A 9702-nucleotide genomic window follows, 5' to 3' on the forward strand; every position below is an offset into this window, starting at 1 on the left:
GAAGACACGGCCCGGCGGGCCGATGAAAAGCGGGGCGCAGCCCCTGCTTTTCAGGGGCGCGGGGAACTGCGCGAGCAACCACGATCCACCCGCACCCGCCTCCCGACCCCACCCCCCGAGCTCTCCGGCGGCGTCAAAGGGGGACGTGGGTTGCCCGTCCCTCTCCCTCGGCGGATGCTGAAGGGGTACGCAGGGCCTCCGTTCATGCCTGAGGAGGCGAACATGGCCACGCACGCTACGCATTCGACTCGGCAACGGCACCCGGGTTCTCGGCGGCGGATCAGGATCGATGAGCATCTTCCCGTCGATCACCGGCTCAACAAGGTGTACCGGTTCGGGGCGGGGCTCATGGGGCTGCTCCTCGTCGTCTTCGGGGTGCTGGGCCTCATCGACAAGGTCGGCTGGTTCGACACCCACGGCGACGAGGTCGTGGGGCTGAATACCAACGGCACCCTGAGCGTCCTGTCGATCTGCGTGGGGCTGCTGCTGCTCGTCGGCATGGTCATCGGCGGCAACTTCGCCTCCACGCTGAACATGACGCTGGGGGTCCTGTTCATCCTCAGCGGCTTCGGCAACATGGCCCTGTTGGACACCGACTCCAACTTCCTGGCGTTCCGCATCGAGAACGTCCTCTTCAGCTTCGCGGTCGGCATCCTGCTGATGACGTTCGGCATGTACGGCAGGGTCGGCACGGCACTGCCGCACGACAATCCGTACTGGCGGGCCCGCCACCCCGAGGAGGCGGAACGCGAGATGCGCGGCAAGGCCGCGATGGAGATGGCGAGGCAGAAGCGGGCCGACGCCCTCCCCCGGGAATCCGGGGAAGGATCCGGAGGGGAAGGCGCCGGCGCCGGAAGCTCCTGAGGCGATCGGCTCGATCGGACCCGCTCAGGCCGACCGGACCAACCGGACCAACCAGCCCAACCGAGCCGACCGGACCAACAAGGTCGACCGGACCGACCGGACCGACCAGTTCGATCGGGCCGACCGGACCGACCGGACCAACCCGACCAACCGGGTCGACCGGACCGACCGGGTCGATCGGGTCGCCGACCGGGCCGACCGGGCCGACCGGACCGGCCGGAGGCCTCAGGTGCGGTAGGCGTAGTAGTTCGCGTTCGGGTACGACGCGATGATGCTCGCCACCGAGCGGCGGTAGGTGTCCGCGTCGTGGTACGTCAGGTACGGCACACCGCTGGAGCTGCGGTACGTCGTCATCATGGAGTGGTCCTTGGACCCGTCCGCGTTGAAGTCCACCTGCAGCACGTCACCGATGTCCAGCTGGTAGACGTTCGCGAGCGGGGTGGTCCGCTTGGCGGTCTGGGTGAACCAGGACCACTCGTTGACGCCGATCCAGGCGTCGGCCGTACCGTTCGACGCGTAGTACCAGGTGTCGTACTCCTCGGGCGTGACCGTGGAGATCTGCTTCCAGCCACCCGCCAGGAGGCCCTGGCTGAGGTAGTTGGTGCAGTCGCCGCCGAGCGAGTTGTACTTGCGGTACGCCGGGTTGTAGTTCTTCCAGTACTTCTCGGTGTACGTCGCCATCGCCTTGTAGTCGTAGGCGCCGCCGGTGAGCGTCTTGGGCTTGGCGGGGGCGGGCAGCGTGGTGGCCGCCTTGGGGGCGCTGATGACGGCCATCGGCGAGCGGCCGGCCTTGGCGTCCGCCATGGTGGCCACGGGCTCGTTGATGCGGGGGGCGCCGCCGTCGGTGGAGCGCATCGCGGTCAGCTGCCAGGTGCCGTTCGCCTGGGCGGTGAAGGTCAGCACGTGGTGCGCCTCGAAGCCCGTGGAGGCGGGCTCGTCGCCGCGTATCTTCTTGTACTTCAGGGTGGTGGTCTCGGTGACCCCGACCGTGGCCTTCTTGCCCTTGACCTTGGTGCTGTCGACGGTGACCTTCGTGTCGGCCGACGTGTAGGCCTCTCCCAGGTCGGCGAGGCGGGACCTGGTGCCGCGCAGCGCGGTCAGCTTGCCGTCCTCGGCCTTCTTCTGGGCGGCGGACAACCGGACGCCACCGGTGGGCTTCAGCGCCTTGCGGGCCGCCTTGCCGCCGAGCAGGACGGCCGTGCGGTCGGTGAGCACGTTGTCCGCGACGCGGCCGAAGGCGTCCTTGGTCGCCTTCGTGACCTTGGGTGTGGCAGCGGCGGCGTGCGCGGCGGTCACGGGCAGCAGCGCGGCGGCCAGCACGGCCGCCGCGACGGTCGAGCCTCCGAGGCTCAACGTCCTTGATCTCACTGGGATTCTCCTTGCCCCGGGGTGGTCGTACCCGGGGAGCGAATCTTTACATGACCTCCTCAACCGGAGTAAGGCCGGGGCGAATAACAAGTCGACGACCGGGCAGGCTATTTGATCACCGTCGACCAGTCCGGGCTCTGCCCGGGGTCCAGGTTGCGGAGGTTCGCCAGGGTCTCCGGCTTCTGTACGTCCATCCAGTCGGCCAGTTCGTCGAAGGACACGCACTTGACGTCCTTCTTGGTGCACACGTTCTTGATCACCTCGTCGACGGCGTTCATGTAGATGCCGCCGTTCCACTGCTCGAAGTGGTTGCCGATGAACATGGGCGCCCGGCTGCCGTAGTACACGCGGTTGAAGCCGGCCAGGTAGGAGTCGACGGTCTGCTGCTGCCATGTCGGATACATGGCCGGATCACCGTCGGTCTCGCCGTTCGACTGGTTGTAGAGGAAGTTGAAGTCCATCGACAGGGCCTGGTAGTCGTCGTCGTACGGAAGCAGTTGCAGCGGGAAGTCCCAGAGGCCCTCCTTCTTGGCGGGCCACACCTGGTAACCGCCCGGAGAGCTGGCGTCGTAGCGGTAGCCGAAGTCCTTGGCCGCCTTCAGCAGGGTCTTCTGGCCCTCCAGACAGGGGGCGCGGCCCCCGGTGATGGCCTTGACGTCGAAGGGCAGCGGATCCATGTCCGTGAAGCCGGTGTTGGTCTTCCAGTTCTCCAGGAGCGAGTTGAACTCTTCGATCTCCTGCTTCCACTCCGCGACACTCCAGTCGCCGCCGCCCTTCTTGCCGCAGAAGTGGCCGTTGAAGTGGGTGCCGATCTCGTTGCCCTCCTTCCATGCCTCGGCCAGCTCTTCGAGGGTGGTGCGGATGTGGTCGTCGGTGGGGTAGCTGATCGCCGCGGCGCCCTTCTCGTGCTGCGGCGGGTCGTAGAGGTCCTTCTTGCTCTTGGGCAGCAGATAGATGCCGGTGAGGAAGAACGTCATGTGGGCGTCGTACTTCTTCGCCATCTGCCGGTAGTGCTCGAAGAGGTTGTCGTCGCCGGCCAGCGCGCCGTCCCAGGAGAAGACGACGAACTGCGGCGGCTTCTCGCCCGGCTTGAGCGGCTCGGCCTTCAACCGGCCCTTCTGCGGGCCGGTGTAGGAGGTGGAGCCATCCCCGATGATCTTCGTCTTGCCGTCCCACTCGGGCTCCGCCGAGGCCTGGCCCGATCCCCCCTTGCCGTTCCCGCCCGACGACGACGCGGTCGGCGTCGTACTGGCCGAACGGTTCAGCACCATATAGCCGCCGACGAGCGAGGCGACGACGAGCAGCGCGGCCACGGTCAGGAACTGCGGCCGGGTGGTGCGGCGGGGCTGACGGGCCTTGCGGCGGCGGCCCTTGGACGACTTCCCAGGCTTCATGTACGGCCTATTCTGCGAGGGTGGGGGGTAGGGTGCGGGCTCATCGGTGGTCAGCCGATGCTCATCGCACGGGACCAGATGTCGTACGGGACGCCTGAGTTGGGTGTTCCGGCGATCCCGTCGAGCTTCAGCGGTTCCAGGCTCTTGGTCAGGTCGATGCGGTAGACGACGACCGCGGTCGACACATCCTCCGCCGTCCCGACGTACCAGGCGGCCTTCTCGTCCTGGGTGGTACCGCCCTTGCCGGCCACCTCGAAGGAGGCGACACCGGGTGCGGTGGGATGGTCGCCGCGGAAGGCGTCCGTGAGCGCCTCGGTGACCTGGCGGGCCACATCGGCGCCGACCGCGCGCTTCGGCTTCGGAATGGCCAGGGCGACCTTGGAGCCGTTGTGGGTGAGCTTCGCGACGGAGTACGGCTCGGTGTGCCTGCCCTCGGCGGCGAAGGTGCTGTAGCCGCTGGCCATGCGGATCGCGCTGGGCGTGGCGCTGCCCACGGACAGCGCGGGCACCTGCGCCCCGAAGCTGGACGGCAGCAGTCCGGCCGCCTCGGCGGTGTCGCGCACCGTGCTCAGACCGGTGTCCATGCCGAGCTGCATGAACGGTGTGTTCACCGAGTTGGCGAGCGCGTCGTGCAGGGTGATCTGCCCCCAGGACCGCTTGTCGTCGTTGTGGGCGGCGACCTTGTCGCCGTTGCGGTCCCAGTACGGCCCCTCGGGTGTGGTCACCGGGACACCGTCGTCGCCGTTGTAGATCGTCTGCGGGGTTACAGGTGTCGCCTCGCCGCCGCGTTCCTTGACGACACCGTGTTCGAGCGCGGCGGCGTAGACGAACGGCAGGAAGGCCGAGCCGGAGGGGACGGTGGTCGCGTTGGACTCGTTGTAGCCCTGTCTGCGGTGGTCGGGGCCGCCGTAGACGGCGAGGACGCGGCCGTCGGCCGCGACCGAGGAAGCGCCGAAGTGCGCGGACTTCGCCTTCTTCGGGTACTCCTCGCCGACCTCCTTGCGCGCCTTGGTGACGGCGTCGGTCAGTTTCTCCTGCCGGCTGCGGTCGAAGGTGGTGTAGATCTGGTAGCCGCCCCTGTCGAAGTCCTGGTCGGAGATGTTCCCGGCCTTCTTCGCGTACTGGGCCGCCAGCTCCACCAGGTAGTCGCTCTGCTTGCCGGTGTCGAAGCTGTTGGACTGGTTGAGCGGCTCGGGGAACTTCGTGTACTTGGCGCGCTCCGACTTCGACAGCTTGCCGAGGTCGACCATCCGGTCCAGGATCCACTCCCACCGCTCCACCGCCCGTTCGCGGTTGGCCTGGCTGAGGGCGGGGTCGTAGAGACCGGCGCCCTTGAGGAGGGAGGCGAGGAAGGCGGCCTCGCTGACGTTCAGCTCGCCCACGTCCTTGCCGTAGTACGCCTGGGCGGCCCGCTGGATGCCGTACGTGCCGCGGCCGAACCAGCTGGTGTTGAGATAGGCCTCGAGGATCTTGTCCTTGCTCATGTTGTTGTCGAGCTTGAGGGCGATCATGGCCTCGGTGAACTTGCGACTGAGCGTGCGGTCCTGGTTCAGGTAGACGTTCTTGACGTACTGCTGAGTGATCGTGGAACCGCCCTCGGTATCGCCCTGGCCGAGCGTGCGCCACATAGCGCGGGTGATACCGGTGGGCGAGATGCCGGGGTCGCTGTAGAAGCTCGAGTTCTCCGCCGCGAGAATCGCCCAGCGGACGTCCTCGGGTATGTCCTTCAACGGCATCGCCTGCCGTTGCACCCAGCCTGTCCGGGCCATCGGGGTTCCATCTGCCCAGAAGTACACGTTGTCCTGCTGCGTGGCGAAGGCGTTGAGGTCCTCCGGTACATCCGTGGTGGCGTAGGCGACGGTCAGGAACATGACGCTGAACCCGAAGGCCGCGCCTACGGCCCCCAGCGACTGCCGCCAGGACGGCATCCAGCGCCGCCAGCCGGTACGGCCCGGCCGCGGATACTGCGGACGCATCCGACGGAGATACGGGACGAAGGGGGCCAACCGTGAGGCGAGGACGGCGAGAAATCTGGCTCGAACCGACGGCCTGGGCGCCTTGCGTCTGCCCCGTCTCCCTGTCGCCCGCTCCTTCCGGCCGTCGAGCGCGCCCGGGTCCAGCACCCGCAGCTGCATGGTCTCGTCCGGCGCGACGGCGGGAACCTTCAACTGCATAGTGAGTTCGGACTCAGAAGGAGCTTCCCGCCGCCCCTGCGCCGCCCCCCGCCGACGCCGCACGCTTTCCTCGCCCCCGGACCCGGTCCGGCTCTCCTGGCTAGCCATGGCAGACCCCAATACGCGGGAAGCCCGACCGATGCGCAGCAACGATTCGGCGGTGCGCGGCAACCTTTCGTTCGCGCACGGCGACTGTTCGACCGGGACACATGTATCCCGGTCGGTCAAGGACAGCGGTCAAGACCATCCCCCCTCCCCACTTGGCATCGCGCGCGTGGACAGTCACAGCCGCAACACCCGCGGCTGTGAGCCCCCTTTTCCCCCGGCCTCCCGACCTCCACACAGCGAGCACAAATTATCAGTCACTTTCACAACTGCTCCGGTCGGCAGCGTGAAAATTTAGCCAGAGCGTTCGACCATCCGAAACCGGAACTCTCACTACCGCATGGGTGCCCGTTAGCCTGGGCGCATGCCTCGCTACGAATACCGGTGCCGCACCTGCGGCGACACCTTCGAACTGAGCCGGCCCATGGCCGAGTCATCCGCCCCCGCGGACTGCCCCTCGGGCCACACGGACACGGTCAAACTCCTGTCGACGGTCGCCGTGGGCGGCTCCGCCGCAGCCCCCGCGGCCGCACCCCGGGCGGGTGGGGGCGGTGGCGGCGGATGCTGCGGCGGCGGATGCTGCGGTTGATCAACACACTCCGATCAACGGGTGCCGGGGCGTGCGCGTTCATCTCACAGCCATTCAGCACATGCAAAATCCGGCTGCCGGACGAACCGACAACCGGACTCAACGCGCATCTGGCGCGACTACCGCTTCCTGACCTTCACCACCGTCAACCTCCCGTCGACGATCGCGGTCGGCGGCTCCGTCTCCGCGCCCACGGTGATCGCGGAGGCAGGCGCGCGTGTCTACGAGGCACGTCCGATCGCTACTTGAGGTACACAATCCCGTCCGTCGTGACCGTGAGACGTCCGGACGTGCCCGCCACCACGATCTTGACCGTGTGCTTCGCGCTGGAGGACCAGGTCTTCGTCCAGATCGCGTTCCGGTACGCGGTCTTGGAGGACATCAGGTCCACGGTCGTCACCTTCTTGCCGTCGACGTAGATGTACGCCTTGCCCGAGGTGGCGGCCCGCGAGACCACCCAGGCCACCGAGCGGCCGGTGAAGGTCCAGGAAAGCGAGGCGTTCTTGGACTTGCTGGTGAGGGACTTGCCACCGAGGTAGCTGGTGGAGGACTTGGCCGTCCAGGTACCGGACCTGGTGGCATTGGTCTCCTGGAGGATCGTCTGGGTGCCCGAGACCGATGCCGTGGCGGTGTTGCCGACCGCGTCGTACGCCTTCAGTGACCACTTGGTCGCGGTGCCGGACTTGGCGGTGTACTGGGCGCTGGTCACGGTCGGCCCGTAGGTCTTCGCGGTCGGGGCCGTGAGGCGGACCTCCTTCAGGGAGGTGGCGTCTGCCGCCTTCCAACGCAGCGTCAGCGGGACGCCAGTGGTGTTCACGGTGCCAGTGCGCAGCGCCAGGTTCGGCTTGGTGGTGAAGGTGGGCGCGGTGGTCTCCGCGATCACGGTGACGGCTTCGGTGACCGACGTCCGCCCCGACTGGTGGACGGCCTTGACCTGCATCTGGTGGGTACCGGCGGCCAACGTCGCCTTGGCGGAGGTCGCGTTGCCCTCGGCAGTGGCCGCCGCCTCTCCGTCGACCAGCACCTCGTACTTGGAGATCAGCTCGGTCGGGGTCGTGGCCGACCAGTTCACCGTGACAGGGCCGTTGGTGTACGGCGTCGAGTCGACCACGCTCGTACCGGTGACGGAGGTGAGCGTGAGACCGGCAACCGGGCCGGCGGCCCAGCCGCGGACCGTGTCGAGCGCGGCGTAGAACGCGTCGCCCGGGCACAGGGTGTTGTATCCGTCGCGGTGGCCGTGGATGGCCGGGAAGCTCAGGTCCTCACCCGGGCCCCAGGTCTTGCCGGCGAGGTTCTGACCGTTGACTGCGGTGGTGAGGGTGACGGTCCCGTCCGGGTCGACGCCGTACTGGCCCAGCTTCCACGCGGCGACCTGGGCGACCGAGGTCATCGCCTCCTGTGAGGGCGCGGACTCGATGTAGGTACCCAGGACCGCGATGCCGGTGGTCTGCGAGTTGAAGCCGTAGGCGTGTGCGCCCAGGACCGGCAGGTCGACGCCGCCCTTGCGGCCCTCGTACACCGTGCCGCACTTGTCGACGACGAAGTTGTAGCCGAGGTCCTTCCAGCCCAGCGTCTTCACGTCGTACGTGTAGATGGCGTTGATGATGGACGGGGCTTCGTCGCAGGTGTACGTGTTGCTCTGGGCGGTGTGGTGCACCACGACCGCCTTGATCTTCCCGCCGGGCAGATACGTCGGTGCCTCCGGGCTGAGGGCCTCGTCCGCGCCCCATCCCGAGCGGGGGGTGATCGTCGGCTGCGGCACGGTGGACGGCGGGGCCGTGGGCGTGTTCGGCGCGGACTCGGATGGCGAGGCGGACTCGCTCGGCGACTCGCTGGGCGTGGTGCTGTCCGACGGTGACTCCGAGGCCGGCGCCGAGTCGGTGGCGGATGGCTCGTCGGTCGGCGACTCGGAGGTGGACGGTTCGGCAGGCGTGCTGTCGGTCGCCTCCGGGGTCGCGGGCTCCGAAGGGGTCACTGACTCGGTGGCGGTGGGGTCGTCGCTTCCCTCGGCTCCGTCGGCGAGGAAGGCCGCGGGCTCGACGTCATCGCCGCCCCCGGATCCGTCGGCGGAGCCGACCATGTCCAGCCGGAGCCCCTGCGGCAGCCGCGCCGCCGACTTCCCGTTCACCCGTACCTCGACGCCGTCGGACGGGCCCACCCACGCGGGTTCGGTACCGCCCCGGGCGGCGCCGCTCTCCTCCTGGCGGTTGTCGCTGTCCAGCGTCAGCCAGTCCGACCACTTGCCCGAACCGACCGCCCGCGTCCGCACCTCGACCGTGCCGGCCACCTCGACGGAAGGGTTCTTCCAGGTGACCCCGAGCATGCTGAAGGTCTCGGTGTCCCGCCGCCCCAGCGTCGCGGAGCCCCCGTCACCGCTCACCTTCAACGCGGCCGAACGCACCTTGTTCCTGACCGGTCCGGGTCTTCCATCATCGCCCCCCTCACCGGCGGACTCCCCGATCACCCCCTGCACCACCAACGTCCCGCACACGGCCGCCGCGACGACCGCGCCCGTCCCCCACCAACGACGTCTCATATCGAACCGAATACCTTTCCCCTGACACGGGGTCAGGAGCCTTCAAAGGGGGCCTCACACTCATGAGGCCGTTGCGAAGAAAGCTTCACCCCGCCCCGACGGGCGTGAACATGCCATTTTTTCCGCTACACGCCCCCGGGGCCGCCACGGCGAGCGGTCCACCAATCCGTGAGGATCTTGACCTTGTCGTCGAAACGGCGGTCCAGGAAGGGCGTCGGCGCGCGCAGCGGTATGCGGCGCCCGTCGGACACCAGCACGACGACCGTCCGGAGCCCGGCGATCTTCCGGATCTCCACGCCGATGATGTCCCGCCAGGCGATCTCGCGACGCCCGCTCCCGAGAAGGACGAGGCAGTGGTCGTGCAACTCGACACGGTAGTGAGGGGGCAGGGCCGGAACGACCACGCTCGCGAACACAGCCACCGAAAGGCACGACCACAGTTCCCCGGCCGTCATGTGCTCACCAGTGACCTCCAAGAGGAGGTACACCAGCGCCGTGCCGCCCAGCAAGCCGCTCAGAATCAGGGCGCCGACCTGCACCGCCCCCTGCTTGAAAGTCAGTGCCGGTCCGCCAGAACCGCCTGGAGAGAATGGGCCCGCAGGGCCGTTCATGTAGGTCACCAATCTTGAGAGTGGTCAGGCGCGTTGTAAGCGCACTGAAGGCGAAAACTAC

General features: G+C 68.0%; 7 protein-coding genes. 2 read left to right on the forward strand and 5 right to left on the reverse strand.

The features are described 5' to 3' along the window. Positions 1 to 222: 222 nt before the first annotated feature. The gene (locus tag STRIP9103_RS42540) at positions 223 to 864 is read left to right on the forward strand and encodes a DUF4383 domain-containing protein (RefSeq protein ID WP_009340379.1); all 642 of its coding nucleotides are present in this window, start codon (positions 223 to 225) and stop codon (positions 862 to 864) included. A gap of 225 nt (positions 865 to 1089) precedes the next feature. Here STRIP9103_RS42540 and STRIP9103_RS42545 read toward each other — a convergent pair whose 3' ends face one another. The 3 genes from STRIP9103_RS42545 to STRIP9103_RS42555 all read right to left on the reverse strand — a co-directional run bounded on the left by STRIP9103_RS42545 (position 1090) and on the right by STRIP9103_RS42555 (position 5800). Beyond that, the gene (locus STRIP9103_RS42545; protein ID WP_009340369.1) at positions 1090 to 2232 is read right to left on the reverse strand and encodes an amidase domain-containing protein; all 1143 of its coding nucleotides are present in this window, start codon (positions 2230 to 2232) and stop codon (positions 1090 to 1092) included. Positions 2233 to 2339: 107 nt separating this feature from the next. Further along, positions 2340 to 3626, reverse strand: a complete 1287-nt coding sequence (locus tag STRIP9103_RS42550) for a polysaccharide deacetylase family protein (RefSeq protein ID WP_009340372.1) — start codon at positions 3624 to 3626, stop codon at positions 2340 to 2342. Positions 3627 to 3676: 50 nt separating this feature from the next. Next, complete coding sequence (locus STRIP9103_RS42555) at positions 3677 to 5800, reverse strand: transglycosylase domain-containing protein (protein WP_048822076.1); 2124 nt, start codon at positions 5798 to 5800, stop codon at positions 3677 to 3679. Between the two features lie 469 nt (positions 5801 to 6269). Between STRIP9103_RS42555 and STRIP9103_RS47975 the strand changes: the two genes are divergently transcribed. Beyond that, complete coding sequence (locus tag STRIP9103_RS47975; protein ID WP_078614240.1) at positions 6270 to 6494, forward strand: FmdB family zinc ribbon protein; 225 nt, start codon at positions 6270 to 6272, stop codon at positions 6492 to 6494. A gap of 241 nt (positions 6495 to 6735) precedes the next feature. Here the strand turns inward: STRIP9103_RS47975 and STRIP9103_RS42560 are convergent, their stop codons facing one another. Continuing rightward, the gene (locus STRIP9103_RS42560; protein ID WP_009340377.1) at positions 6736 to 9030 is read right to left on the reverse strand and encodes a peptidoglycan recognition protein family protein; all 2295 of its coding nucleotides are present in this window, start codon (positions 9028 to 9030) and stop codon (positions 6736 to 6738) included. Between the two features lie 125 nt (positions 9031 to 9155). Further along, positions 9156 to 9650, reverse strand: a complete 495-nt coding sequence (locus STRIP9103_RS42565) for a hypothetical protein (RefSeq protein ID WP_141595517.1) — start codon at positions 9648 to 9650, stop codon at positions 9156 to 9158. Positions 9651 to 9702: the final 52 nt, after the last annotated feature.

This window comes from Streptomyces ipomoeae 91-03 (genome assembly GCF_000317595.1).
Classification (GTDB): Bacteria; Actinomycetota; Actinomycetes; order Streptomycetales; family Streptomycetaceae; genus Streptomyces; species Streptomyces ipomoeae.

Coding starts and splice junctions, on each gene's coding strand:
- STRIP9103_RS42540 (WP_009340379.1), top strand. CDS start 223: ATGGCCACGCACGCTACGCATTCGACTCGGCAACGGCACCCGGGTTCT.
- STRIP9103_RS42550 (WP_009340372.1), bottom strand. CDS start 3,626: ATGAAGCCTGGGAAGTCGTCCAAGGGCCGCCGCCGCAAGGCCCGTCAG.
- STRIP9103_RS42555 (WP_048822076.1), bottom strand. CDS start 5,800: ATGCAGTTGAAGGTTCCCGCCGTCGCGCCGGACGAGACCATGCAGCTG.
- STRIP9103_RS47975 (WP_078614240.1), top strand. CDS start 6,270: ATGCCTCGCTACGAATACCGGTGCCGCACCTGCGGCGACACCTTCGAA.
- STRIP9103_RS42560 (WP_009340377.1), bottom strand. CDS start 9,030: ATGAGACGTCGTTGGTGGGGGACGGGCGCGGTCGTCGCGGCGGCCGTG.